Below are 24,951 nucleotides of genomic sequence, written 5' to 3'. Positions count from 1 at the left end.
GATCAGATTATCCAGCTCCTGTGCCAGTTGTCCAATGGCACAAGTCTGTTGGAAAAGACCATTTATCGCCTACCATCCCAGTCGAACACCAGGTTGAGCGTGGTGATTCTGTCAACTTCCTGCACATTGGTTACAGTATCATCCACTCGCTTCCACTCATGGCTGATACTCAGCGAAAAGAACTCATTGGCCCGTACCGCAAAACTGTGCAACAGGCGCCACTCATTGGCATCACGGGTTTCGTCATAAATGATTTCCTGACGCAGCCTCAGATTTTCTGTCAGGTCATGCGACACTTTGCTGGCTGCACGCCTTAACAGGCTGTTTTCTTTTTCCTGAGGAGGAGCCGAGCGTTCGGTGATCTTGGTACCCAAACCGGCTTCCAGATCCCACTCAGTGGCTGCTTCCTTGATCACCCGATAACCAACACCACCCAGCAGGTCATATTCCTTACCGAAGGTTGCAAAGGGGTTGCGTTCATAGCGTGCAAAGGCCAGTGAATAAAAACGCTCGGTCCAGCGGTAGTCCACCTGATGGCTCAGGCTATAGTTTTCCTTGGTCAGCTCACCATCGGTACGCGTTTGCAGAAACTGGGCGCGGGTATCATTACGCCAGAGATCATTTTCCGACTGCAGGCGCAAACGGCCATTCATGGTGCGGTCGTGCTTTTCACCCTTGCTGTCCAGAATTCCCAACTGAGCTTCAGCACGCCAGTGCAGCTGTTCATCGGCTGACAAGGACTGCGCAATCAACAACCCGATCACTGGCAAGCATTTGGAAGTCTTTGAAATCATGTACATCAATATCTTATCCTGCCCATTTGCTTCAGAGGTTTCTCAGGGAGCTTATTAGTTTGAGCAAAAGGCAAGGATTCCCCCAGTGTCGATCTCTCACGACAGGTCAGATTTCAGTGCCAACAACAAGGCGGCCATTTCTTGTTGCTGTAAAGGTTTAGCTTTCAGATAACCCTGCATCAGATGACATCCGGCAGCTTTCAGGAATTGCTGTTGGGCTTCGGTTTCGACACCTTCAGCCAAAGTGGTGATTCCCAACTGAGCAGCCATACGAATGATCAGGCGAGTGATCACCACATCATCCTGGCGGTCTGGCAGGCCATCCACAAAGGACTTGTCGATTTTTAATACATCCAGCGGCAGCCGACTGAGGTAGGCCAGACTGGAGTAACCCGTGCCGAAGTCATCCAGCGCAATGCGTACACCGGTTTTTTTCAGTTCACCCAATAATTGCGTGGCCTCCTCCGGTGCAGTCATCAGCAAGGTTTCCGTCACCTCCAGCTCCAGCAGGCTGGCAGGCAATTCATAACCGCGCAGCAGTGCGCTGATCTGGCGTGGCAAATCTGCGGTTAACTGGGCAGTGGACAGGTTGACGGCCAGTGTAAAACTCGGCAAACCCTGTTCCCGCCACGCCCTGGCCTGCGCCAGTGCGGTACGCAATACCCAACTGCCCAGCGGCAGAATCAGTCCTGTTTCCTCAGCCAGGGGAATAAACTCTGCAGGAGAAATCAGGCCACGGCGTGGATGCTGCCAGCGCAGCAACACTTCGCAGCCAATCAGTTGGCCGGAATGCAGATCCCATTGCGGCTGGTAAACCAGAAACAACTGCTGCTCCAGCCTTAATGCCTGACGCAGGTCGTTTTCCAGTTGCAGGCGATCCACCACGCGCTGCCCCAGGCTACGCACATAGAGGCAAAAACGATTACGACCCTCTGACTTGGCCTGATACATGGCGGTATCGGCATGGCGAAACAGGGTTTCCTGATTCAAACCATGATCAGGATACAGGGCAATACCGATGCTGGCGGTGACAACCAGTTGGTGGTATTCGATCTGTACGGGCTGATGGATGGTTTCCAGCACCCGCTGAGCCAGCTCCAGTAATTGCGCGTTGTCCTGCACACCCTCAACCAGCAGCACAAACTCATCACCACCCATGCGTGCCAACAGCTGGTTTTCTTCCAGCAAGCTGTTCAGGCGCAACGCCAGAATCTGCAAAACACGATCACCCAGAGTATGGCCCAGTGAGTCGTTGATGTTTTTGAAGCGATCAACATCAATCACCAGCAAGCCCAGACGCATTTCATTGGCCATCGCCCGATCCATGGCGGCCATCAGTTTCTGCCCCAATAACCAGCGATTGGCCAGGTGGGTCAGGTTATCCAGTTCCGCCAGTTGCTGAAGTCGTGATTGTTGCTGCTGAATATGCTGCTGATAACCAGCCAACAAGCGCCCCAACCAACGGGCATACAGGAGTGCCACCAGTAGCGTGATCAACCCCACCACCACCAGGGGTAACATCAGGCGTGGAAGCTCCTGGCGCAGCGCCTGCCACCAGCCAACAGGAGAGGTGCTGACGGGCTCCAGTGCATCCAGATAAGCACCTGCCACTAAAATCCAGCCGGTTTCCGGAACCCACTGTACTCTGGCCAGTTTGGCATGACGCCCCTCATGATCTGGTCGATACCAGTTGTATTCGATAAAACCGCCCCCGTTCCGGGCTTTATCAATAAAAGACAACACCAGTTGCTGTTGATCCAGATCGTCCAGCTCCTCCGGCAAGCGACCAACATCCTGTGGTGAGGAGGTACTGGTCAACAGGCGTCCAGCTTCATCCAGCACGGCAATGTAACCTTCCGCTGGCAGCCGCAAGCCTTCAATGCGCTCCAGTGCCGTCTGCTTCAGGTCCGTTTCAATCTGATAGAGGTAATCACCCGTGCCGATCAGCCAGTCATAAGGCTCAAAAAGCCGGGCAAAAGCCAGCTTGTCTGCCATCACCTGCGGCTGATCGGGGCGATACCAACGATAACGGATGAACCCTCGCCCCTGTGGATTGCTGACGGCATCCACCAGACCACGCATGATATAAAAACCTGTGTCATCCCGGTTATCCCACAGTGAGCTGCCTTCCAGGTGGGGAGCCGTTGGCAGCAGGATGCAGTCACCGTCCAGGGTGTCGATGAACAGATAGCCTCGCCCCTGAAAAAAGCGCACCTCACGCAAGCTTTCTACAATCAACTCTTGTATTCGGGCATCAGGCAAACGGCCTTTGGCAGTGCGATAAATCCCCATGGCAGTTTCCCAGGCCACATCCACCTGCTCCCTTGCCATATCACGCAGTAGGGATTCAGCCTGGGATTGGTGGTAACGCAGGTAATCATGCAGACCAGTGACTTCCTGATCCAGTTGCTGACGCAGGTCATCCAGCTGCTCTTGTTGTGTCTGGGTTTGTTGCACCAGCACTCGCTGATGGGTTTGCAGGGTTTCATAAGTCAGCAACCCCAATGTCATCAGTAATACTCCACCCAACATGCCGACAACCAGCAGCTTTAATAATCGCGAGGGGGAGATCACGGGCATGACAAGAAAAGCCTTATGAAGGGATTCAACCTCATGGTAAAACAGAAAGCATCTGGCATACTAGCCCACAGCCCCACTGTTGCAGGAACCCCTTATGGCGCGTGCCCCTTTTTTACTGGCTGGTCAGGCTGTTCAACCCGGTCAGCGCATTCAGATCGATTTGCCGGTTGCCAAACTCTACACCCACGCGCCCTTGCATATTCCGGTTGAAGTGCTGCATGGCCGTCAGGCCGGGCCGGTATTGCTGGTCTGTGGTGCCATTCACGGTGATGAAATCAATGCGGTGGAAATTGTTCGCCGCCTGCTGCGCTCTCCCACCTTAAAACACCTGCGGGGCACCCTGCTGGCAGTACCCATCGTGAATGTGTTTGGTTTTGTGCAGCAAAGCCGTTACCTGCCCGATCGACGCGACCTCAACCGCTGTTTTCCCGGTAATGAAAACGGCTCCCTCGGCTCTCGTATTGCCGCCCTGTTCCGTACCAGCCTGGTGGATCAGGCCACCCACATCATTGACCTGCACACCGGTGCCATCCATCGCACCAACCTGCCACAGATTCGTGCTGAACTGCATAAAAACCCTCAGACCGATGCCATGGCTGAAGCCTTTGGTGCACCGGTGATTCTGAATGCTGAGTTACGCGAAGGCAGCCTGCGGGCTTATGCACAGAGTCGCCACATACCGGTTATCACCTACGAAGCCGGTGAGGCACTGAGATTTGATGAGTGGGCCATTGCTGCTGGAGTACGGGGTGTGCTGCGTGTGATGCGCCATTTGGGCATGCTGGTCAGCCAGAAAAAAGGGCGCAAGACTCCGGCAGCGGAGGTGGCACATGGTTCCAGTTGGGCCAGGGCTTCCATTGATGGCATTCACCGCCCCAAGGTGCACCTGGGTGCCAGAGTGGTGAAGGGACAAACCCTGGGCTGGGTGGCTGATCCTTTTGGCAGGGTTGAGCAGGAAGTGCGGGCAACCAGTGATGGCATAGTGATCGGCATGAGCAACCTGCCACTGGCCAATCAGGGTGAGGCGCTGTTTCATGTGGCCCGTTTTGAAGCCATCGAAGAGGCAGAGCAGGCAGTGGAAAACTTCCAGACCGACTGCAACATGCCTCAGCTCTGATCAGCGTTTGCCGCTGTGCTCCAGCAACCGCACCAGCTCCTCCATCTGCTCGCCCGGCAGATCTTCCAGTTCTTTGCGCACACTCAGCGCATCTTCCGGGGCAATCTGCAGGCGATCATACACTGCTGATGGAATGCGGCTTAAACCTTGCTCCCACTGAGGCTGCAAGTACTGATCCGCCAGATACAGCAGGTTGGCATACTTGAAATGTGGACCCGTGTAGTGCGGGTTATGCTGTTGGCGTACCGCTATGCACATTTCATCCGGCAAACCCCAGGTGGTGAACAGGTAACTGGCAATCTGCTCCCGGGTGATACCAAACAGGAAGCGTTCCAGATACATGGGTGGCACGTGAGGATTGGCTTCCTGATTGCGGCAATAAAGCGAAAAATAGGGCGGAAAAACCTCGGCCAGCACCAGATAACCGAAGTTGTGCAGCAGTCCGCCGAGATAGGCCAGCCCGGTGTAAGGACGTGACAATGGCGGCATCTTCTTGACCAGCTTTTCCACCAGCAACGCACGCAACAGGGCATCACGCCAGAAGTGACGATGCCCGTGCACACCATCCTTGGGCAGACGGATCTGGCGCGACAAGGCCAGACCCAGCGCCAGGTTCATGGTCAGATCAAAACCCAGCACCCGAATCACTGCATCCTGAATCGAACGGATACTGCCCGGCGCGCCATAATAGGGGGAATTGGCCCAACTGATCACCTGGGATGCCAGGCTAGGATCCATTTCAATCACCTGCGCCAGCTCAGTGCCACTGACATCCTCCTTGGATTTGAGTGCCAACAAACGCTGTGAGCTCAGTGGCAGGGGAGCAATCTCAATCGATTCACTCAGGCGGGCGCGCACTCGTTGCTGCGTGATGGCTTCCACCGCAAAACGAATTTCCTTTTCATCCCGGTGTGGATGATCCAGGTTAGGCCGTGCTTCAGTTAACGGTACTGAAAACTCGTCTTCTTCCGCCTGACTGGCTGCAATCAGCTGGACGTATTCATCACGGGTGAAACGCAGCAGTTTTTCCGGGTCGCTGGATTCTACAAAAACCCAATCTCCTTCCAGATAACGCAGGTCAACACACAGCGGCATCGGTAACATGCCCGGTAATGCCGGGAGGGATTTGATTTTCAGGTCTCGCAGCAGATTTTCGCGGTAATCGGGTGAACGGGCACGCCAGTCCGTACCACCGGCATTAAGCTTTTGCAGATCCAGCAAACAATGAGCAGGATAAACAGCCTGCAGATTAAAACCATCCACCGCCTGCAACAGGGTGCTACGCAGTAGCTGTCCCGGAGTAGCCATGGAACGGGGCACACGTCGCTGCAAGAGTGCATCACTCTGCAGGTCAGTGAGGGAATAAAGAGGTTTTTTCAGCATTGCGCCCTGGCTCATTGGCTGCTCCTAAACTGACTACTCTCTAGACTGAAAACAGCCGACCTGAACAAGTGCTGTTTTCAAGACTAACGATGCAATCGGCCATGCTGCCTGAAGAAAGAAATTTCTGGTTAAATCGTGTAGATATATGCTTTATAGGGTAAGCGCTGACACTTGAAAAGTCGACCCTGACAGCCTAAAAAACACCGATCTGACGCTCACAGCAAACCCGCATCAAACCTGTGCAAAACGTACACTTTCACCACGCCAGCGCTGCAGCAGGCGACGGGCTTTATCCGGCTCTTGAAACAAGAGCTGTTCCGCCAACGGGCGCAGGCCTTCCAATAAATCTGCATCACGCTGCAGACTGGCAATACGCAGCTCAATTTCACCGGTCTGGCGTGTACCCAGCAATTCACCGGGGCCACGTATCTCCAGGTCCTTCTGGGCAATCACAAAACCATCACTGGTTTGTCGCATCACCTGTAAACGCTCACGTCCTTGTTCGGACAAGGGCGGATGATAAACCAGCACACAATAACTGTCGGTGTTGCCCCGACCAACCCGGCCACGCAACTGATGCAATTGCGCCAGCCCCAGCCGCTCGGCATTGTCGATGATCATCAGGCTGGCATTGGGCACATCCACTCCCACCTCAATTACCGTAGTGGCCACCAACAGCTGATATTCACCCCGTTTAAAGGCATCCATCACCGCGGTTTTTTCTGTTGGTTTCATGCGCCCGTGCACCAGAGCAATCTGCAGTTCCGGCAAGGCGGCCTGTAACTCCAAATGGGTGTTTTCCGCCGCCTGGCACTCCAGTGCCTCCGATTCCTCAATCAGGGTGCAGACCCAATAAGCCTGACGCCCTTCCAGACAGGCATGGCGCACCCGCTCCACCACTTCAGGGCGACGATTATCCGGCAACACCAGCGTGGTGACCGGTTGACGCCCAGGCGGTAACTCATCAATCACTGACACATCCAGATCTGCATAAGCACTCATCGCCAGAGTGCGCGGAATCGGTGTTGCGGTCATGATCAACTGATGCGGCAGGGTCTGCCCCTGAATGCCCTTGTCACGCAGGGCCAGGCGCTGATGCACACCAAAGCGGTGTTGTTCATCAATCACCACCAGCGCCAGACGCTGAAACACCACCTGCTCCTGAAACAGGGCATGAGTACCAATCAGTAATTGTGTTTCACCGGCAGCCAGGCGCTGCAAGGTTGTTTCACGCTGGCGCCCCTTGAGTTTGCCCGCCAGCCAATCCACCTGAACGCCCAGCGGTTCCAGCCACTGAATTAAATTACGGTAATGCTGTTCAGCCAACAGTTCGGTAGGGGCCATTAATGCAGCCTGATAACCACAGGCAATGGCTCGCAGGCAGGCCAGTGCGGCCACCAGGGTTTTGCCAGAGCCCACATCCCCCTGCACCAGCCGCAGCATTGGTTGGGGCTGCGCCAGGTCCTGGAAGATTTCGGCACAGACCCGTTGCTGGGCAGCGGTGGGGGCAAAAGGCAGGCTTTGCAATAACTGCTGTTCCAGTTGCATCTGACCCGCTGGAAGCAATGGAGTGGCCTGCTGACAACGGCTTTGTTGGCGCAATAACAACATGCCCAGTTGCTGGGCCAGCAGCTCTTCCAGCGCCAGCCGCCGCTGTGCCGGGTGCAACCCGGTCGCCAGTTGCTCCAGATCTGCATCTGCCGGTGGCTGATGCAGGTACTGCAAGGCCGCAGTCAAGGTCGGAAATGCCTGGTGATTCAGAAAAGAAGGCGGCAAGAGCTCTTCCGGCGGTGTTGCTGCCATCAGCGCCAACCCCTGTTGCACCAGTTGCCGGATACGCTGCTGCTGCAGCCCTTCAGTGATGGGGTAAACCGGAGTCAATGTCTGCTCCAGCGCTGGTTCGGCCAGCGCGTCTTTCAACACCCGGAACTCCGGATGATAAATCTCCAGCCCAGTGGCGCCAGGGCGAGCTTCACCGTAACAGCGTAACCGAACCCCCGGTTCCAGCTGTTTTTTCATCGCAGCAGAAAAGTGGAAAAAACGCAGACCCAACAGCCCGGTGGCATCCCGTAATCGCACCAGCAGGCTACGGCGACGGCCCAGTTGAACCTGAGCACTGATCACCTCGCCTTCAACCACTGCCGTGCTGCCCACCCGCAGACTGCCCAGACTGCTCACCTGGGTGCGATCTTCATAACGCAAAGGCAGATGGAACAACAAACCTTGCAGGTCGTGGATACCAAGCCGTGCCAGCTTGTCCGACAGCGCTTCACCCACACCCTTGAGCCGGGTGAGTGGGATGTCCTGCAGCAGGACGCCGCTCACTTCAGGCCTGCTTGAACTGAGCCACTGCCTGCACCAGTGCGTCGATGGCCTTGGGCCGGGGGAAGCTGGTGCGCCAGGCCAGAGCTACACCACGTGAAGGCACCGGATCATCAAAGGGGCGAGTGATCAACACATCGGGAGCATACTGGCTGGTGCCGATGGCAGAATGAGGCAATACCGTAATCCCCAGGCCAGAGGCCACCATGTGCCGGATGGTTTCCAGCGAACCACCTTCCGCCACCAGTGTTTGTTCCGGGTTTTTCAGATTGGCTTCCAGTGCTGGGCAAGCTTCCAGCACCTGGTCACGAAAACAGTGGCCTTCACCCAGCATCAACAGCTTTTCACTGGTCAGGTCATTGATGGGAATGCGGGTGCGATCGGCCCAGGCGTGGGTTTTGGGCAACAGCACTTCAAAGGGTTCTTCATAAAGGGTGCGCGTTACCACATCGGTTTCCGTGAAGGGCAAGGCAATGATGATGGCATCCAGCTCACCACCACGCAGCTTGCGACGCAGATTGGCAGTGAAGTTTTCTTCGATGTAAAGCGGCATTTGTGGTGCCAGTGCCTGCAGCGCCGGAACCAGATGCGGAAACAGGTAAGGACCAATGGTGTAAATAGCCCCGACACGCAGCGGGGAAGTCAACTGATCCTTGCCCTGGTGTGCCATTTCCTTGATTGCTGAAGCCTGCTCCAGCACCTTGCGCGCCTGCTCCACCACCTTTTCACCGATGGGAGTCAGTTGCACCGCACTTTTACTACGCTCAAAAAGCGGCACACCCAACTCTTCTTCCAGCTTTTTAACCGCTACACTGAGGGTAGGCTGACTGACAAAACAGCGCTCGGCTGCATGACCAAAGTGACGCTCCTGCGCCAGAGTGACAATATACTTGAGTTCTGTCAGAGTCATGGGCGTCCCACCTGTCTGGTTTTGGCTGTCTGGTCTTGGTTGCCTGGTCCTGGCTGACTGATGATGCAGCAACCAGCAAGATCACTGATTCTGGATCAGAAAAGCATCGGTGAAAAGTATGCACCATTGATTTGAATAATCAAGTGATCCATTTTTAATCCTGTATGACTATTGCAATGCATCAATTGCTGACCATTGGAGAAAACCATGCGTGTCCTGCTGCTGGGTTGTGGTGATCTGGGTAACCGTACCGGCCAACTGCTGCTGCAACAACAGCACCAGGTCTGGGGTGCCAGACGCAGCCTGAATCGCCTGAGCAGCGGCATACAACCGCTGGCCTGGACCCTGCCTGAACCGGCACCACAACTGCCACAACTGGACTATGTGATCTACACCCTGTCCGCTGATGGCTTTAATGAAGATGCCTACCGACTGGCTTATCTGGATGGTGTTCAGGTCATGCTGCAGAGTCTGGTGCGACAGAAAATCGCACCCAGACGCATCTTTTTCATTTCATCCACAGGGGTTTACACCCAGAACCAGGGCGAAACAGTGGATGAAAACAGCAGCACCCAGCCGTTGCATTTTTCCGGTCAGCTACTCCTGCAAGGCGAAGAAGCCCTGCATCAGTCGCCCTGGCCAGTAACCATCCTGCGTTTTTCCGGTATTTACGGACCGGGGCGGGAACGCCTGATCCGTCAAGTGCGTGCCGGTGAATTTCCAGCTGCTACACCGCTGAAATACTCCAACCGGGTGCATATTGAAGATGGTGCTCGCGCGCTGGTGCATCTGCTGGAAAGGGATGCCGCCCAGCAGCCACTGGACGACCTGTATCTGGTCAGTGATTGTGAACCGGCACCACTGCAGGAAGTCACCGGTTGGCTGGCCCATCAGATGGGTTTACAGGTACATCCGGGAAATCAGGTTCCCGAGCGGGGTGGCAACAAACGCATTAACAGCCAACGCTTGCGTGATACCGGCTTTCAGTTCCGCTACCCCAGCTATCGGGAAGGTTATGCACCACTGCTGGATGCCACTGCATCCTGATCGGCTGCCTGCCGCCGGGCCGTGATGGCTGCCAGGATGCCCGTGGCATCCAGACCACAGTCGGCCAGCAGCTCCTCCGGTGTGCCCTGATCCACCCACAGATCAGGAATACCCAGATTCAGTAGCTGCGGCTGCAAACCCTGCGCAGCATAAAACTCGTTGATGGCACTGCCCACACCGCCCATCACGGCATTTTCTTCCAGCGTCACCAACAGCTCATGACTGGCGGCCATCTCCAGCAGCAGCTGCTCATCCAGCGGTTTCACAAAACGCAGGTTGACCAGGGTGGCGTCGAGCCATTCCGCAACCTGGGCAGCCACTGCAACCATGCTGCCCAGAGCCAGCAGAGCAATTTTCTGCCCCTTGCGGCGCACTTCGGCCTTGCCCAGTGGCAGGCTGTTCAGCGCAGGCTCAATGCTGACGCCAGGTCCGGTGCCGCGCGGGTAACGTACTGCGGCTGGGCCGGCATATTCATAACCGGTGGTCAGCATCTGGCGGCATTCGTTTTCATCCGCCGGTGCCATGATCACCATCTCCGGCACACAACGCAGGAAAGACAGGTCCAGTGTGCCATGATGGGTCGGGCCATCCTCACCCACCACACCGGCCCGGTCGATGGCAAACAGCACATCCAGCTTCTGTACCGCCACATCATGGATCAGTTGATCATAAGCCCGCTGCAGGAAGGTGGAATAAATGGCCACCACCGGCTTCATGCCTTCACAAGCCATACCGGCAGCCAGCGTCACCGCATGCTGTTCAGCAATGGCCACATCAAAATACCGCTCAGGGTATTCGCGCGAAAAGCGCACCAGATCCGATCCTTCACGCATGGCCGGGGTGATGCCAACCAGACGTGAATCGGCAGCAGCCATGTCACACAGCCACTGACCAAACACATTGGAGTACTTGGGTTTTTTGGCCTTTTCCCGGGGTTTTTCCAGCGTTTTTTCTGGCAGCAGGGCCAGAGGTTTGACCGGCTTCTCCAGCTTGGTCAGCGCATGGTAGGTGATGGGGTCCGCTTCCGCCGGAATGAATCCCTTGCCCTTTTTGGTGACCACATGCAGGAACTGCGGGCCTTTCAGATGCTTCAGGCGCTTCAAGGTGGACAGCAGTTCTGGCAGGTCATGACCATCAATCGGGCCAATGTAGTTAAAACCCAGCTCTTCAAACAGGGTGCCGGGTGTCACCAGTGACTTGACCTGCTCTTCGGTTCTGCGCGCCAGCTCCCAGGCCAGCGGCAGTTTTGACAACACCTTGCGGCTGCCTTCACGCAACTGGTTATAAGGCTCACTGACCAGCAGTCGTGACAGGTAGGTGGCCAGTCCACCGACATTTTCGGAGATCGACATTTCATTGTCGTTGAGGATCACCAGCATGTCTGGCTGCACGTGCCCGGCATGGGTCAGGGCTTCAAAGGCCATGCCCGCTGTCATGGCACCGTCACCGATCACCGCCACACAACGCCGTTTGCTGCCCTGCGCGCGCGCCGCAATGGCCATGCCCAGCGCAGCACTGATGGAGGTACTGGAATGCCCCACACCAAAAGCATCAAATTCGGATTCACTGCGTTTGGGGAAGGCGGCCACACCCTTTTTCTGGCGAATGGTCAGCAGGCTTTCCTTGCGGCCGGTGAGGATTTTATGAGGATAGGCCTGATGCCCGACATCCCAGATCAGCCGGTCGTCTGGTGTATTAAATACCGCATGCAGGGCCACTGTCAGCTCCACCACACCCAGCCCGGCACCAAAGTGCCCACCGGTGCGACTGACGGACCAGAGTAACCAGGCACGAACTTCCCGCGCCAGTTGAATCAACTGCCGCTCAGATAAAGGCTTGAGATCTGCCGGACCGGTGATTCGATCCAGCAGCGGTGTTTCCGGACGCTCCAGCGGCAGGGCATCAAACATGTGTAAAAGCTCTTTGGTTATCTGGCTGGTGTGTTTTCAGCCACTCAATGGTTGCGACTGATCGACCAGCGGGCCAATTCCTGCAGCAACAACCAGTCTCCCGACAGGGGTTCCAGACTGGCGCAAGCGCGTTCAACCAGGGCTTCAGCATGGCTGCGAGCCCCTGCCACACCCAGCAGGGCCGGATAGGTGGCCTTGTTTAACTGGGCATCAGCACCGGTTTTTTTACCCAGGGTGGCAGCATCACCGGTCACATCCAGCAGGTCGTCCTGCACCTGAAATGCCAGCCCCAGCGCTGCTGCATAGACATCCAGTGCCTGCAGGGTTGCAGCATCAGCACCCGATACCAGTGCACCCATACGCACTGCTGCACGAATCAAAGCACCGGTTTTGTGATTATGCAACTGCTCCAGCTGTTCCAGACTCAACTGGCGACCTTCGGCCTGCAAATCCAGCATCTGCCCCGCCACCATGCCGCGACTGCCACTGGCTTCAGCCAGGGACTGCACCAGTTGCAGGGCTGCCGGTTGCCGGGCATCCGCCAGCACTTCAAAGGCCAGGGTCTGCAGGGCATCACCAACCAGTATTGCGGTGGCTTCATCAAAAGCCTTGTGACAGGTCGGATGACCCCGTCGCAGGTCATCATCATCCATGGCGGGCAAATCATCATGCACCAGTGAATAGGCATGGATCAGCTCTACAGCCATGGCCGGACGATCACAAGCCGCCAACGGAGCACCCAGTGCCTGACCGGTGGCATAAACCAGCAGGGGCCGCATGCGTTTGCCACCCAGCAACAGGCTGTAACCCAGCGCTTCCTGTAAAAGGGGACTCGGTCCGGTGGTCTGCAATAACCATTGCTGCAACTGTTCATCCACCCGCTGGGCGTAGCGGGTTATTGCGTCCTGCAGTGGCATCAGCTGACTCCCGGATCACTCAGGTTCAGAGGTTCAAAACCCACCTGACCCTGTTGTTCCTGCAGATGCAACACTCGCTGTTCTGCCGAAGCCAGATGCTGCTGACACAGACGTGTCAGGCGCACCCCCTCTTCATAAGCCTGCAGTGAAGCTTCCAGCGACAAATCACCGGACTCCATTTGTGTCACCAGCGCTTCAAGCTGCTGCATCAAGTGTTCAAAATCGGTCTGTTCACCGGTCACAAGGGCGGTCCTCTTTTACAGGTCCAGCATCTTGCCGGGATTCATGATGCCATTGGGATCAAACACCTGCTTGATGGCTTTCATGTAAGCGATCTCTTCAGCACTGCGGGTGAAATGCAGGAAGTCCTTTTTCACCAGACCAACACCATGTTCAGCAGAAACACTGCCGGCATAGGCCTGAGTGATGGCAAACACCTTGTCGCTGACATGGTGGCACTTGTCGAAGAACTCATCCTTGTCCATGGCTTTGGGTTTGAGAATATTCAGGTGCAGGTTGCCGTCACCGATATGACCAAACCAGACAATTTCAAAACCGGGATAGGTTTCTTCAACAAAGGTATCCACTTCCTTCAGGAATTCAGGCACCCGTGACACCACCACCGACAGGTCATTTTTATAGGGGGTTTCGTGGCTGATGGTTTCAGAAATGAATTCACGCAGGCTCCACAGGTTACGCGCCTGGGTTTCATTCTGGCTGATCGAACCATCTTCCACCCAACCGGATTCCATGCACTGCTCGAATACCTGCATGGCGGTATCCATCACTTCCTCATTTTCTGCCTCAAATTCCAGCAGTGCATAATAGGGCGTGACGGTATCAAAGGGCCGCTGCAGTTGGTGGTGAGCAGTGACCTTGGTCAGAGCATTTTCGGAGAAAAATTCAAAAGCCGTCAGATCCATGCTGTTCTGGAAGGATTTGAGCACTTCCATCACATCCTGCATGGAGGGTACACCCAGCACCATCACGGTGAGGTTTCTGGGTGCCCGGGTCAGTTTGATGGTGGCTTCGGTGATAATACCCAGCGTGCCTTCAGCACCAATGAACAGGTGGCGCAGGTCGTAACCGGTGTTGTTTTTGATCAGTCCCCGGTTCAGCTCCAGTACCTCACCCTTGCCGGTGACCACTTTTAATCCCAGCACCCAGTCACGGGTCATGCCGTATTTGATCACCTTGATGCCACCGGCATTGGTGGCAATGTTGCCACCGATCTGGCTGGAGCCTGCTGAAGCAAAATCCACCGGGTAATAAAGCCCCTGCTCTTCCGCAAACTGCTGCAGTTGTTCGGTGATCATGCCCGCCTGTACGGTGACACTACGGTCTACCGCATTAAATTCCACCACCTTGTTCATGTAATCCATGACAATCACCAACTCATCGTTGGCGGCCACGGCACCAGCAGACAGACCGGTACGCCCACCGGAGGGCACCAGGGCAATCTTTTGCTGGTTGGCAAACTGCACAATGGCTTGCACATCTTCCGTGGTACGGGGGAAAGCAATGGCCCTTGGGCGCGGGGTGTGGATCTTGGTCCAGTCACGGCCATAAATTTCTAGGGCTTCACCATCAAGGCGCACCTTGTCGGGGCCAATCAGGGCTTCAACGGCTTGTTTGATCTGCTCTGGGGTCATTGCAACGGCTCAGCTTCTCGGAATGGATGGAAACATGAAAAAAATACAGGTTGATCTAGCGTCAATTTCACCTGCCAATCCAGCATCAGGGGCTGTTTATTGATCACGTTATGTTAACATAGCTGCCTCTGGCTGGCTTGCCCGCCTCGACTTTTTTCCACCTTGCACTTCCATCAGGACTCAGGCTTCCCATGTCTAAAACATCACTTGATAAAAGCAAGATCAAGATCCTGCTGCTTGAAGGCGTTCACCAGACCGCAGTCGACAACTTCAAGGCCAATGGTTACACCAACATTGAATACCACCCCAAGTCTCTGCCGGAAGCCGAGCTGCTGAAAGCGGTGGAAGATGCCCACTTCATCGGCATCCGTTCCCGCACCCAGCTGACAGAAGAAGTCTTTGCTGCTGCCAAAAAACTGGTAGCGGTCGGCTGCTTCTGCATCGGCACCAATCAGGTAGAGCTCTACTCCGCCCTGATTCGTGGTATCCCGGTATTCAACGCACCTTACTCCAACACCCGCTCAGTGGCTGAACTGGTGCTGGGTGAAATGATCATGCTGATGCGTGGCATTCCGCACAAGAATGCCGTCTGCCATCGCGGCGGCTGGGTCAAGTCAGCTGAAGGCAGCTTTGAACTGCGCGGCAAAAAGCTGGGTATTGTTGGTTACGGCAACATCGGTTCACAGCTGTCGGTGCTGGCTGAAGGCCTGGGCATGGAAGTGCTGTATTACGACGTGGTCACCAAGCTGCCGCTGGGCAATGCTCGCCAGGTTGAAACCATGGATGAACTGTTGGGTATGTCCGATGTGGTCAGCCTGCATGTTCCCGAGCTGGACTCCACCAAGTGGATGGTTGCCGCTGACCAACTGAAAAAGATGAAACCCGGCGCACACCTGATCAATGCATCCCGTGGCACCGTAGTGGTGATCGAGGATCTGGCTGATGTACTCAAATCCGGTCATCTGGGCGGCGCTGCCATCGATGTCTTCCCGGTTGAACCCCGTGGCAACGATGATGAATTCATCAGCCCGCTGCGCGGCCTGGACAACGTGATCCTGACCCCACACATCGGCGGCTCCACCCTGGAAGCCCAGGCCAACATCGGCAAGGAAGTGTCCGAGAAGCTGATTCGTTACAGCGACAACGGCACCACCACCTTTGCTGTGAACTTCCCGGAAGTGGCCCTGCCGTCTCACCCTGGCAAACACCGCCTGCTGCACATTCACGAAAACGTGCCAGGTGTACTGTCTGAAATCAACCGGGTGTTGTCTGAAAACGGCATCAACATCTCCAGCCAGTACCTGCAGACCAACGAAAAACTGGGTTATGTGGTGGTGGATGTGGACATTGAGTACAGCCAACAAGCCCTGGAAGCCCTGAAAGAAGTTAAAGGCACCATTCGCAGTCGCGTGCTGTTCTGATTCAGAGACCTTCTGAAGCTGCAGCCATTAAAAACCCGCCACTTCGGCGGGTTTTTAATGTTCAGCCCAGTCATCCAGGCCAGAGTATCTCAGCGCTTGGTTTGCTCATCCAGCCGCCGGGTCGCGGCATCGGTTTCCCGCTGAATACGATCGATCCGCTCCTGCTCACGCGACTGTTCATAAGCCGCTCTTCGTTCGCGTTCAGCCTGATCAATACCGGCACAACCCGTCAGCACCACCCCGCTCAACATCAGGCCTGCCAGCACCAACACCGGAATCTGCTTCAGCTTCATTGCATTTACTCCTTTCTAACGATCAGGTTGTGAATCAACCAACCAACGCTCCAGACAGTCCAGCACCTGGGCACGTTGCGGCAGGGCTTCATTCAGCAATTGATGTGCACCCTTCTCCACCAGCGCCACCCTGGCCTCTGGCAGCAGCCGGTGCAATACACTCAGATTGTACCGCCAATCCACCGTTGTATCTTCATCCCCCTGCAAAATCAAGGGGGCTGCAGCAACCGGTTTAGCCCTTTCCACCTGAGGAATCCAGCGGGACAAGGCCGTTACCCAACTAAGCGGCAACTGATGACTTTGCAGCGGGTCCTGATGGTGAACAAAATCCAGAAAGGCGGCATCGTGGGAATTACTGCGAAACTTGCGCGGCAAGCGCCTTACAAACAGTCGAACCAGCCATAACCAGCGCCCGACACTATGCCAACCCACCGGACGCACCAGGGGGGCAATCAGCGCAACCCGATCAAATTGCGATCCGGTCAACAGATGCTCCAACGCAATGGCACCACCGGTGGAAAAACCGCTGAGCAGCCAGGGTCGAGGAAACTGCTGTTGCTCCAGTTGCTCCAGCAGCAGCGCCAGCAACGCCTGGTACTGAGCAAAATCACCGATACCTGCACGCTCACCACTGGACAAACCATGCCCCGGCAAATCCACCGTGAGATAATGCCAGCCCTGTTGTAAAACCAACTGCTGCCAGGCGGGATAACTCGCCCCATGATCATAAAACCCATGCAGGTGTAGCAGAGTGCCTTGGCCTGACTGCTGCTTTATCAAGGGTGCAAAGGCCTGCACCCAGACGCGCTCTTGTCCCAGTGCCAGCCAACCGTAACGTGCGGCAGCCAATCCCTGCTGCGGTTTGCTGGCCATACGATAAAGCTCAAGATAATCCTGATAAACCTGAGGCAAAGGCATTTGCCACTCTGCATCGGCAAAACTCCGGGGCCAGAGCCGCAGGTCGACCTTAAAGGCTGCTGCAGGTTGATTCATGCCATGATCCTGATATCTGAAGTGTATTTCTGGATTTTAACCGCTTCACCAAAAGGTAGGGTGTAATTCGCTCTGGAATCCTGTATCTTCTTGCCTCGTAAAGCGGTAAGTTCTTGAAAATTTACTACAAAAACCTGCCTGTTCAATGACATTTGCTGCAGGTTTTGCCGCATCACGAAATCAATCAGGTACTCAACAACCCAAGCAAAGAGGCGATTTTACATGACTGATCGCGTTCAAATCGGCGGACTTCAGGTCGCCAAGACGCTTTATACCTTCGTCAACGAGCAAGCCATCCCGGGTAGCGGAATTACAAGCGACGCTTTCTGGGCCGGACTGGACACCCTGGTTCATGAACTGGCTCCCAAAAATCGCGCCCTTTTACAGAAGCGTGACGATCTGCAGGCAAAAATTGATGCCTGGCACAAGACCAACAAAGGCAGCTTTGATCTGGCCGCCTACAAACAATTTCTGACCGAAATCGGCTACCTGGTACCAGAAGGTGAAGATTTCCAGGCCAGCACCACCAAGGTTGACGCCGAAATTGCCCAACAAGCCGGTGCCCAGTTGGTGGTTCCGGTGATGAATGCCCGCTTTGCCCTGAATGCAGCCAATGCCCGCTGGGGTAGCCTCTACGATGCCCTGTATGGCACTGACGCCCTGCCGGAAGAAGGCGGCGCAGCAAAAGGCCCGGGTTATAACCCGGTTCGTGGTGAAAAGGTTATTGCCTTTGCACGCGACTTCCTGGATCAGAGCGCTCCGCTGGAAGGCGCCAGCCACAAGGATGCCACTGCTTACACCATCACCGATGGCAAACTGCTGGTCAGCTTGAAAAACGGTGGCAACACCGGCCTGCAAAACCCGGCACAACTGAAAGGTTTCACCGGTGCTGCCGACCAGCCAACCGGTATTCTGCTGCAACACCACGGCCTGCATTTTGAAATCCAGATTGACCGTAACCACCACATCGGTCAGACCGATGCAGCTGGTGTTAAAGACCTGCTGATGGAAGCGGCTCTGACCACCATCATGGACTGTGAAGACTCCGTTGCCGCCGTTGATGCTGAAGACAAGATTCTGGCTTACAGCAACTGGCTGGGACTGATGACCGGCAAACTGGCTGAACAGGTCAGCAAGGGCGGCCAGACCTTCACTCGCGTGATGAATGAAGACCGCGCCTACACCAGCCCGACCGGTGATGGCTTCACCCTGCCGGGTCGCTCCCTGATGTTTGTGCGCAATGTTGGCCACCTGATGACCAACCCGGCGATTCTGCTGAAAGATGGCTCAGAAATCCCCGAAGGCATCATGGACTGCGCCATCACCACCCTGATTGCCAAGCAGGATCTGCTGGGACTGGGCAAGTTCCGCAACTCACGCAGCGGCAGCATGTACATCGTGAAGCCGAAAATGCACGGTCCGGAAGAAGTGGCTTTTGCCAATGAGCTGTTCGGTCGTGTGGAAGACCTGCTGGGTCTGGAGCGCTTCACCCTGAAAATGGGCATCATGGACGAAGAACGTCGTACCACGGTGAACCTGAAAGAGTGCATCCGCGCCGCCAAAGACCGTGTAGCCTTCATCAATACCGGCTTCCTGGATCGTACCGGTGATGAAATTCACACCTCCATGGAAGCAGGCCCCATGATCCGTAAAGGAGAAATGAAAACCTCCAAGTGGATTCAGGCCTACGAGCAGTGGAACGTGGATATCGGCCTGAGCTGTGGCCTGAAAGGCCGCGCCCAGATCGGTAAGGGCATGTGGGCCATGCCTGATCTGATGGGTGAAATGCTCAAGCAGAAAATTGCCCATCCCAAAGCCGGTGCCAACACTGCCTGGGTTCCCTCGCCAACCGCAGCCGCCCTGCACGCCCTGCATTACCACCAGGTGAATGTGGCTGAAGTGCAGGAAAAACTGAAATCCCGCGAGCGCGCCAGCCTGGATGACATTCTGACCATTCCTGTGGCCGAGAACCCCAGTTGGACCGCTGCTGAAATTCAGCAGGAGCTGGACAACAATGCTCAGGGCATTCTGGGTTATGTGGTGCGCTGGGTGGATCAGGGTGTGGGTTGCTCCAAGGTACCGGACATCAACAACATCGGCCTGATGGAGGACCGCGCCACCCTGCGGATTTCCAGCCAGCACATTGCCAACTGGCTGCACCACGGCATTTGCAGCAAAGAGCAGGTGATTGAAACCCTGCAGCGCATGGCCAAGGTGGTGGATGAGCAGAATGCTGGTGATCCGCTGTATCGCCCGATGCACGGCAACTTCGACACCTCCATTGCCTTCCAGGCCGCGCTGGAACTGGTGGTTGAAGGTTGTGTCCAGCCCAGTGGTTACACTGAGCCAGTCCTGCACCGTCGCCGCCTGCAGCTGAAAGCCCAGGGTTAATTCAGCACCTGAAGCCAACAGCAACACACAACAAAGCCGGGCATCGCCCGGCTTTGTTGTATTCAGTGCACAAGAACTCTAAAAGCTCTTTCAGTTCATCATGCTTTCAACCCGATCTCGCAGCTGCTGATCAGTTTGCAGTGCCATGGCGATCTGGTTGTAGGTTTCCACATCCAGCCCTTCGTCCTGCACAGCCTCCACCATCAGCTGACCTGCTTCCTGCTGCAAGCGATTGGCCGCTTCCTGGTCACCGGCAGCTTCCAGACGCTGGGTATAATCCTGGCGAATTTCTTCGAGGGTACCCTGCACCCCAACAAATTTTTCCAGATCCACATCTGAAAACTCAACCTGTGCCTGATGTTGAGGCGCCATGCTGGCACTGTCACTTGCTGTACCTGCCTGCTGAGCCGTTGCAGCAACGGAAAACCCCAGCATCAGTGCAAAAACCACAAAAATACCTGTCAGCTTTTTCATTTTCACCTCTTTTTTTACAAATGGTCTTAAAACTGACCCGGTATAAAAAGTGAGGTTCACCCTGTCGTGTTACCAAGTGTTACTAGGTGCTTTTGCACCCGCTCGGTTTATACTGCAGGATATCGCGCAAAGGACCGACCGGAGACCTGGCCTTGAATCGACTTTTGATGCCCCTGCTGCTGGGCTGCTGGCTACTGGTCAGTGCTCTGTTGTGGGTGGGCTGGAATCAGTCTGTACGCAGTTTTGAAACCACCTCACTACAGCAGATGGAAAGCCATACTCATTCCCTGGCTGAAATACAAAAGACCCTGGTGCAACTCAAGCTGCAGGAAATTGAGCGCATCCTTGTGGCACTGGAAACGCTGGCTGCCAGCACCCAGATGGATCGGAAGCAGCTGGAGCAGGCCATGCGAGCCCGCAAACAGCCCAGCCCGGAAATCCTGGCTTTTATCCTGCTGAATCATCAAGGTGAACTCCAGGCCTTTAGCCTGCCCGAATTAAACCCGGAACTCAGTGACCGAGACTATTTTGTCTGGCACAAGGATAACCCTGACTCTGGTCGCAGTTATATTTCTCCACCCCTTTATTCCCGCTCCAACGATGCAGTGTTGTTTGTTGCCATCAGCCGTGCCCTGCACAATCAGGATGGTGAATTCATTGGTGTACTGGCAGCAGCCATAGATCTTGAGCAACTGGCGAGCGAACTGGGCAAACTGACCGAAGATGGCAGCCATGCCACAGTGCTTTCTGATCTGAACGGCAGAATCTTCTTTCGTATGCCCTGGCTACCCGAAAGCACCGGGCTGCAATCCGGTGTATTGGCCAGTCACGTTGGCGAGCTGGGCAGCATGCATGCCACTCGCATTACCTCACCTTTTGACGGGCAATCCCGCCAACTGAGTTACGGCAGGATACCCGATTGGCCGGTGGTGGTTTACGTTTCTGAGGACCTGAGCGCAACAGAGCTACAAATTCGCACACACCGCCAGATCGAAACGCAGCGTGCACTGCTGGCTCTGGCATTTTTTTCATTGTTGATGGGCAGCCTGTTATTACTCTTGCGCCGCTACCAGACCAATCAAGTGCATCTGCAACAAAGCGAAGAACGCTTTCGGCTGGCACAGGATGCTGCACAGCTGGGTGTCTGGGATCTGGATCTGCAATCAGGCGAGTTGAAGTGGGATAACCAGATCTGGAAACAACTGGGTTATGACAAACCTGCCTTCCCACTGAGCATGCAGGCATGGCTGGATACCATCCACCCCGAAGATCTGCCACAGGTACAGCAGTTGCTGGAGGCAAGCCTGCGCTCTCGCAAACCCTTCTTGCTGGAGTTCCGCTGTCAAACTGCTTCAGGCCAATGGCAATGGCAACAGGGACGTGGTCAGGTGGTCAGCTGGGACCTGCAGGGGCATCCGCTACGACTGACAGGCACCAGCCTGAACATTCATGAATACCGTGAAGCTCAGCAACAACTGGCAGAACGAACCGAAGCACTGCAACGCTCCAATGCCGACCTGGAACAATTTGCTTACGTGGTATCCCATGACCTGCGACAGCCGCTGCGCATGATCCGCAGTTATGTGGAGCTGCTGGAAAAGCGGCTACAGAACCAACTGGATGGTGATAGTCGACTATTCATGCATTACATCACCGATGGCGCCGCCCGCATGGACCAGATGCTGGTGTCTTTGCTGGAGTATTCCCGTATCGGACGCATGGGAGAACCCAAGGCGTTGACACCTTCACGACAACTGCTGGATGAAGCACTGACTTTTTTACAGCCGGAAATCCAGGAAACCCAGGCAGAAATCATCTGCCCGGAGGCCTGGCCGGACATTTATATCAGCCGCAATGAAGGCATTCGCTTATTCCAGAACCTGATGGGCAACGCCATCAAATACCGCCAACCCGAACAGCAACCCAAAATCCAGATAGAGATCACAGAACAAACCAACCACTGGTTATTCTGTATCCGTGATAACGGTATCGGTATTGCACCAGACCAGCAAGATCGCCTGTTCAAGGTTTTTCAGCGCCTGCATGCCCGCTCTGAATATGAAGGCACCGGCATTGGCCTGGCCATCTGCCGACGCATAGTAGAACGCCATGGTGGACGCATCTGGGTGGAATCAGCAGGCGCAAACCAGGGCAGCGCCTTCTGCTTCACCCTGGCTCGCGAAGAACAGCCTTTAGCCTGAAAAATCAGGTACGGAACTTTCGTACACTCGCTTGCAACTCGCCAGCCAGCCGTGCCAGCTCACGGCTGGCAGCCGAAATCTGGTTGGACCCTGCTGCCGCCTGTTCCGAAGCCTCAGTAATGCTGCTGAAATTACGATTGATTTCCTCCGCAACAGCGGATTGCTCCTCAGCAGCACTGGCAATCTGAGTATTCATGTCATTGATGGCTGCCACTGACTGATTGATGGCCGAGAGCGAGTCACCTGCACGGCGTGCCTGTACCACACTGTCCACTGCCTTGCTGCGCCCTTTTTCCATCGCCTGCACCGCACTTCGGGCACTGGTCTGCATCTTCTCGATGCGCTGCTGAATATCACGAGTGGACTCCTGGGTGCGGCTGGCCAGTCCACGCACCTCATCCGCCACCACCGCAAATCCTCGTCCGTGTTCACCGGCACGTGCCGCCTCAATGGCCGCGTTCAGCGCCAGCAGATTGGTCTGCTCAGCAATGGTTTCTATCACCTCCAGCACTGAGCCGATTTCAGCACTGTGTTCGGACAACTGATCAATGACCTGACCGGCAGCTTCCACTTCGTCCGCCAGAGCATTGATGCTGTTCAGCGTTCTTTTCACCTCTTCACTGCCCGATACAGCCTCACCATCTGCCGTCTGCGCCAGGCGCGCTGCCTCAACAGTGTGACCTGCCACCTCCTGCACCGTGGCCGACATCTGATTGATGGCCGCAGCACCCTGCTCGGTCTGCTCACGCTGAGACTGCACCAGCCGCTGATTGAGACTGGCAGTTTCCGCCATCTGTTCGGCAGCCTGAGCCAGACCATCAGCCGTGGTTCCCACACCGCGGATGATGCCAGACAAGGCATTGGTCATATCTGCCACCGCCCCCATGATGCTGTTCGGGTAACGGGTTCTGATTTCCAGTGTCAGGTCACCATCAGCCACCTGACGAATCAAGCGTGCGGCCACTTCAGGTTCACCACCGATGGTGCGTGTCAGACTGGACACCAGACGCACACTGACCAGCACACCAACAATCAAGGCAATACCCGTCACCAAAACCATCAACAACTGAAAACCACCTGTTTCCGATCTGACTTCATTCACCTGCTGCTGGATTTCCTGCTCCTGATAATCAATGAAGGCATTGATGCGCATCAGCCAGTCACTGTAAGCAGATGAAACCTGATTCAGCACAAAAATCTGTGCCTGCAACCGGTCTTGCTGCAAAAGCTCCAGTGCACGCCGGGTCAGTTGCTGGGTATCACGTTCTGCTGCCTGAATGTCTGCCAGTAACCGCCGCTCCGCCTGAGTCACTCCTTTTCCGGAAGAAAACAACTGATCCATTCCTCTGGCAGCCTCCTGATAAAAGGCATCCAGCTGGCGTATCTCCTGCAGATGAACAGACCTTGCAGCCTCATCCGGCACCAGCACCGCATCACGAATGGCAATGGCACGATCATGCACACTGCCACGAAAATTGATGGCAAAACGTTGTTTCTGGGTATCCACATCGTTGATCTGGGTCAGACGTGCATCCACTGCACCCACCTTGTACACGCCCACCAGAGTAATCACGATCAAAAGAGACAGGATAAAACCAAAACCGAAATACAAACGCTGGGCAATTGTCATTGCGACTCCTCCTCAAGGGAAGCATAAATAAATTATCACGATTATCTTCTTCGAACTGATAGCAATAATACAATGAATAAAACCTATGCATCCAGTAGGTTTTGTATAACTTTTGCAAAAAAAAGCCCTCGCATTGCGAGGGCTGATCAGGAGAGGTGAACCTCAGAACGGGATATCGTCATCAAATTCATTGAATGACTTGCCCTGTGGCGCAGGCTGCCCTTGAGCGGGATGCTGTGGCTGACCTTGCGGTTGAGCCGGAGCAGCATAAGGCTGGCGAGGCGGTGGCGCAGTATGACCAGCTGCAGGTGCGCCATAAGGCTGCTGAACCGGTGCTGCCGGTGCCTGCTGAACCGGTGGCTGTTGTACCTGGGGCTGGGGTGCTGGTGCAGCGTAAGGCTGATGTGCTGCTGGCTGCTGAGGCGCCGGAGCCGCATAGGATTGCTGAGGTGCAGCATAACCACCCGCTGACTGCTGGGGTTGCGCATAATCGTTGCCACCCTGGTAACCGGCATTGCCATAAGACTGACCAGAGTCACCACCGCGTCCATCCAGCATCTGCAGTTCATTACCGACAATTTCTGTGGTGTACTGATCCTGACCCTGCTGATTCTGCCACTTGCGAGTCTGCAGCTTGCCTTCAATATAAACCTTGCTGCCTTTTTTCAGATACTGCCCGGCAATTTCTGCCAGACGATCAAACAGTACCACCCGATGCCATTCGGTTTTTTCCTGCTTCTGACCGGTCTGTCGATCCGTCCACTGCTCACTGGTGGCCAGATTCAGGTTGGCCACCTGTTTCTGATTCTGGGTATAACGCACTTCCGGGTCCTGGCCCAGATTACCGATCAAGATGACTTTGTTCACACCACGCGCCATGTTCTTTCCCCTGTTGATAAATTTGAAATCAATCCTT

Annotated in this window: 19 protein-coding genes; 5 read left to right on the top strand and 14 right to left on the bottom strand. The window is 55.3% G+C overall.

Going from position 1 to position 24,951, the window contains the following annotated elements; genetic code table 11:
• Positions 1 to 62 precede the first annotated feature (62 nt).
• Positions 63 to 800, bottom strand: coding sequence for a DUF481 domain-containing protein (locus BT114_RS12810; protein ID WP_072326898.1), 738 nt, complete (start codon positions 798 to 800; stop codon positions 63 to 65).
• Between the two features lie 90 nt (positions 801 to 890).
• A complete protein-coding gene (locus tag BT114_RS12805; protein ID WP_084662251.1) occupies positions 891 to 3,374 on the bottom strand; it encodes an EAL domain-containing protein in 2,484 nt (827 codons plus the stop codon).
• 94 nt (positions 3,375 to 3,468) lie between these two features.
• On the opposite strand from BT114_RS12805, the gene BT114_RS12800 reads away from it, so the two are divergent.
• Positions 3,469 to 4,491 carry a succinylglutamate desuccinylase/aspartoacylase family protein gene (locus tag BT114_RS12800; protein WP_072326896.1) on the top strand — a complete coding sequence of 341 codons (1,023 nt, stop codon included), beginning with the start codon at positions 3,469 to 3,471 and terminating at the stop codon, positions 4,489 to 4,491.
• Here the strand turns inward: BT114_RS12800 and BT114_RS12795 are convergent, their stop codons facing one another.
• The 3 genes from BT114_RS12795 to BT114_RS12785 all read right to left on the bottom strand — a co-directional run bounded on the left by BT114_RS12795 (position 4,492) and on the right by BT114_RS12785 (position 9,106).
• Positions 4,492 to 5,889 (bottom strand): HDOD domain-containing protein, encoded by a 1,398-nt coding sequence (locus tag BT114_RS12795; RefSeq protein ID WP_084662249.1) that lies wholly within the window; start codon positions 5,887 to 5,889, stop codon positions 4,492 to 4,494.
• A 216-nt stretch (positions 5,890 to 6,105) separates the two neighbouring features.
• On the bottom strand, positions 6,106 to 8,199 hold the full coding sequence (gene recG / locus BT114_RS12790; RefSeq protein ID WP_143142841.1) for an ATP-dependent DNA helicase RecG: 2,094 nt from the start codon (positions 8,197 to 8,199) through the stop codon (positions 6,106 to 6,108).
• 1 nt (position 8,200) lies between these two features.
• Positions 8,201 to 9,106 (bottom strand): hydrogen peroxide-inducible genes activator, encoded by a 906-nt coding sequence (locus BT114_RS12785; RefSeq protein WP_072326894.1) that lies wholly within the window; start codon positions 9,104 to 9,106, stop codon positions 8,201 to 8,203.
• 207 nt (positions 9,107 to 9,313) lie between these two features.
• Between BT114_RS12785 and BT114_RS12780 the strand changes: the two genes are divergently transcribed.
• Complete coding sequence (locus tag BT114_RS12780) at positions 9,314 to 10,153, top strand: NAD-dependent epimerase/dehydratase family protein (RefSeq protein WP_072326893.1); 840 nt, start codon at positions 9,314 to 9,316, stop codon at positions 10,151 to 10,153.
• Here BT114_RS12780 and dxs read toward each other — a convergent pair.
• Genes dxs through BT114_RS12760 form a run of 4 tightly spaced genes read right to left on the bottom strand, consistent with a single transcriptional unit; the run spans position 10,120 to position 14,632 of the window.
• Positions 10,120 to 12,063, bottom strand: a complete 1,944-nt coding sequence (gene dxs, locus BT114_RS12775; protein ID WP_072326892.1) for a 1-deoxy-D-xylulose-5-phosphate synthase — start codon at positions 12,061 to 12,063, stop codon at positions 10,120 to 10,122. The two genes, BT114_RS12780 and dxs, sit on opposite strands and share 34 nt — an antisense overlap.
• 44 nt (positions 12,064 to 12,107) lie before the next feature.
• Positions 12,108 to 12,980, bottom strand: a complete 873-nt coding sequence (gene ispA, locus BT114_RS12770) for a (2E,6E)-farnesyl diphosphate synthase (protein ID WP_143142840.1) — start codon at positions 12,978 to 12,980, stop codon at positions 12,108 to 12,110.
• On the bottom strand, positions 12,980 to 13,222 hold the full coding sequence (locus tag BT114_RS12765; protein WP_072326891.1) for an exodeoxyribonuclease VII small subunit: 243 nt from the start codon (positions 13,220 to 13,222) through the stop codon (positions 12,980 to 12,982). The genes ispA and BT114_RS12765 overlap by 1 nt, the downstream gene beginning before the upstream one ends.
• A 15-nt stretch (positions 13,223 to 13,237) precedes the next feature.
• Complete coding sequence (locus tag BT114_RS12760; RefSeq protein WP_072326890.1) at positions 13,238 to 14,632, bottom strand: FAD-binding oxidoreductase; 1,395 nt, start codon at positions 14,630 to 14,632, stop codon at positions 13,238 to 13,240.
• 191 nt (positions 14,633 to 14,823) lie between these two features.
• On the opposite strand from BT114_RS12760, the gene serA reads away from it, so the two are divergent.
• Complete coding sequence (serA, locus tag BT114_RS12755) at positions 14,824 to 16,053, top strand: phosphoglycerate dehydrogenase (protein WP_072326889.1); 1,230 nt, start codon at positions 14,824 to 14,826, stop codon at positions 16,051 to 16,053.
• Between the two features lie 89 nt (positions 16,054 to 16,142).
• Here the strand turns inward: serA and BT114_RS12750 are convergent, their stop codons facing one another.
• Together BT114_RS12750 and BT114_RS12745 are read right to left on the bottom strand one after the other, a co-directional pair.
• Positions 16,143 to 16,346 carry a hypothetical protein gene (locus BT114_RS12750; protein ID WP_072326888.1) on the bottom strand — a complete coding sequence of 68 codons (204 nt, stop codon included), beginning with the start codon at positions 16,344 to 16,346 and terminating at the stop codon, positions 16,143 to 16,145.
• Between the two features lie 15 nt (positions 16,347 to 16,361).
• Positions 16,362 to 17,339, bottom strand: coding sequence for an alpha/beta hydrolase (locus BT114_RS12745; protein WP_072326887.1), 978 nt, complete (start codon positions 17,337 to 17,339; stop codon positions 16,362 to 16,364).
• A 222-nt stretch (positions 17,340 to 17,561) separates the two neighbouring features.
• Between BT114_RS12745 and BT114_RS12740 the strand changes: the two genes are divergently transcribed.
• Complete coding sequence (locus BT114_RS12740; protein WP_072326886.1) at positions 17,562 to 19,730, top strand: malate synthase G; 2,169 nt, start codon at positions 17,562 to 17,564, stop codon at positions 19,728 to 19,730.
• Positions 19,731 to 19,820: 90 nt separating this feature from the next.
• On the opposite strand, the gene BT114_RS12735 is transcribed toward BT114_RS12740, so the two are convergent.
• The gene (locus BT114_RS12735) at positions 19,821 to 20,204 is read right to left on the bottom strand and encodes a DUF4168 domain-containing protein (protein WP_072326885.1); all 384 of its coding nucleotides are present in this window, start codon (positions 20,202 to 20,204) and stop codon (positions 19,821 to 19,823) included.
• A gap of 152 nt (positions 20,205 to 20,356) precedes the next feature.
• On the opposite strand from BT114_RS12735, the gene BT114_RS14840 reads away from it, so the two are divergent.
• The gene (locus tag BT114_RS14840; RefSeq protein ID WP_143142839.1) at positions 20,357 to 22,405 is read left to right on the top strand and encodes a sensor histidine kinase; all 2,049 of its coding nucleotides are present in this window, start codon (positions 20,357 to 20,359) and stop codon (positions 22,403 to 22,405) included.
• A gap of 4 nt (positions 22,406 to 22,409) precedes the next feature.
• Here BT114_RS14840 and BT114_RS12720 read toward each other — a convergent pair whose 3' ends face one another.
• Both BT114_RS12720 and BT114_RS12715 read right to left on the bottom strand, forming a co-directional pair.
• Entirely contained in the window at positions 22,410 to 24,035 is a 1,626-nt protein-coding gene (locus BT114_RS12720; protein ID WP_072326884.1) for a methyl-accepting chemotaxis protein, read from the bottom strand.
• A gap of 162 nt (positions 24,036 to 24,197) precedes the next feature.
• Entirely contained in the window at positions 24,198 to 24,914 is a 717-nt protein-coding gene (locus BT114_RS12715) for a single-stranded DNA-binding protein (RefSeq protein ID WP_072326883.1), read from the bottom strand.
• Positions 24,915 to 24,951 lie beyond the last annotated feature (37 nt).

It is taken from the genome of Marinospirillum alkaliphilum DSM 21637 (assembly GCF_900119735.1).
GTDB lineage: Bacteria > Pseudomonadota > Gammaproteobacteria > Pseudomonadales > Halomonadaceae > Marinospirillum > Marinospirillum alkaliphilum.
This window is presented reverse-complemented; position numbering and strand designations above follow the sequence as displayed.

Coding starts and splice junctions, on each gene's coding strand:
- BT114_RS12810 (WP_072326898.1), bottom strand. CDS start 800: ATGTACATGATTTCAAAGACTTCCAAATGCTTGCCAGTGATCGGGTTG.
- BT114_RS12805 (WP_084662251.1), bottom strand. CDS start 3,374: ATGCCCGTGATCTCCCCCTCGCGATTATTAAAGCTGCTGGTTGTCGGC.
- BT114_RS12800 (WP_072326896.1), top strand. CDS start 3,469: ATGGCGCGTGCCCCTTTTTTACTGGCTGGTCAGGCTGTTCAACCCGGT.
- BT114_RS12795 (WP_084662249.1), bottom strand. CDS start 5,889: ATGAGCCAGGGCGCAATGCTGAAAAAACCTCTTTATTCCCTCACTGAC.
- BT114_RS12785 (WP_072326894.1), bottom strand. CDS start 9,106: ATGACTCTGACAGAACTCAAGTATATTGTCACTCTGGCGCAGGAGCGT.
- BT114_RS12780 (WP_072326893.1), top strand. CDS start 9,314: ATGCGTGTCCTGCTGCTGGGTTGTGGTGATCTGGGTAACCGTACCGGC.
- dxs (WP_072326892.1), bottom strand. CDS start 12,063: ATGTTTGATGCCCTGCCGCTGGAGCGTCCGGAAACACCGCTGCTGGAT.
- ispA (WP_143142840.1), bottom strand. CDS start 12,980: ATGCCACTGCAGGACGCAATAACCCGCTACGCCCAGCGGGTGGATGAA.
- BT114_RS12760 (WP_072326890.1), bottom strand. CDS start 14,632: ATGACCCCAGAGCAGATCAAACAAGCCGTTGAAGCCCTGATTGGCCCC.
- serA (WP_072326889.1), top strand. CDS start 14,824: ATGTCTAAAACATCACTTGATAAAAGCAAGATCAAGATCCTGCTGCTT.
- BT114_RS12750 (WP_072326888.1), bottom strand. CDS start 16,346: ATGAAGCTGAAGCAGATTCCGGTGTTGGTGCTGGCAGGCCTGATGTTG.
- BT114_RS12745 (WP_072326887.1), bottom strand. CDS start 17,339: ATGAATCAACCTGCAGCAGCCTTTAAGGTCGACCTGCGGCTCTGGCCC.
- BT114_RS12740 (WP_072326886.1), top strand. CDS start 17,562: ATGACTGATCGCGTTCAAATCGGCGGACTTCAGGTCGCCAAGACGCTT.
- BT114_RS12735 (WP_072326885.1), bottom strand. CDS start 20,204: ATGAAAAAGCTGACAGGTATTTTTGTGGTTTTTGCACTGATGCTGGGG.
- BT114_RS12720 (WP_072326884.1), bottom strand. CDS start 24,035: ATGACAATTGCCCAGCGTTTGTATTTCGGTTTTGGTTTTATCCTGTCT.
- BT114_RS12715 (WP_072326883.1), bottom strand. CDS start 24,914: ATGGCGCGTGGTGTGAACAAAGTCATCTTGATCGGTAATCTGGGCCAG.